Source organism: Xenorhabdus santafensis (assembly GCF_033949405.1).
In the GTDB taxonomy this organism is placed as follows: Bacteria; Pseudomonadota; Gammaproteobacteria; order Enterobacterales; family Enterobacteriaceae; genus Xenorhabdus; species Xenorhabdus santafensis.
The window spans coordinates 1-813 of sequence record NZ_VCDN01000198.1 but is presented as its reverse complement, the minus strand read 5'-3'; the positions used below and the strand labels follow the sequence as shown (position 1 = coordinate 813).

Below are 813 nucleotides of genomic sequence, written 5' to 3'. Positions count from 1 at the left end.
CGGATGCCAAAGGCGGCGACAGCCATTTTATGTGGAATGGTCAGGGGCAGTTAATCAGCCATACCGATTGTTCAGGGCAAAGAAGCACATGGGGCTATGATGATGAAAATCGGCTGAGCCGTTTTATCAATGCCCTGATGGAAAGCGTCCGTTATCACTATGACGATGCCGGACAGCTCTCAATGGTGACTTACCCGGATGGCTCGACAGAGCAAATGGTGTGGGACAATGCTGGTCGGCTGACGCATCACCAACGCAATGAAAACACCACCCGTGGTTGGGAATATAATGCACTGGGACAGGTGGTGTGTGCCACTGACCTTCTGCAACGCCAAATCCGTTATCATTACAATCCCGAAGGCTATCTGGTACAGATTGAAAACGCCAATGGCGGCCGCTATCAGCTGAACCGTGATGCCGAAGGGCGTTTGATTGAAGAAATCCGCCCTGACGATACCCTTATCCAGTATGAATACAATGCGGCCGGTTTGTTGCGCGCTGAAAAACGCCTGGGTGATCGGGTATTCCGGCAACCTGTCCGCGCGGTTTACCTGCATTACGATGCTGCGGGCAACTTGATTAAACGGGAAACTGACACGGACAATTACCAGTACCGGTGGGATAAAATGGATCGGTTACTGGCCGCCTCCCGCGAACCAAATGCTACTGGAAAACAACTGGGGTTATTGTCGAATACGGTCAGCTTTGCCTACGATGCGCTGGGGAGAGTGATCCAGGAACAGAGCGGCGAGGATATTCTCCAGTTCAGTTACGACGAAATGGATAATCTGGCCGAACTGACCCTGCCACAAG

At 52.0% G+C, this 813-nt stretch carries 1 pseudogene; it reads left to right on the top strand.

Features of this window, described 5'->3' with window-relative positions:
• Positions 1 to 813: pseudogene (locus FE392_RS19845) on the top strand (type IV secretion protein Rhs); the annotation flags it as partial.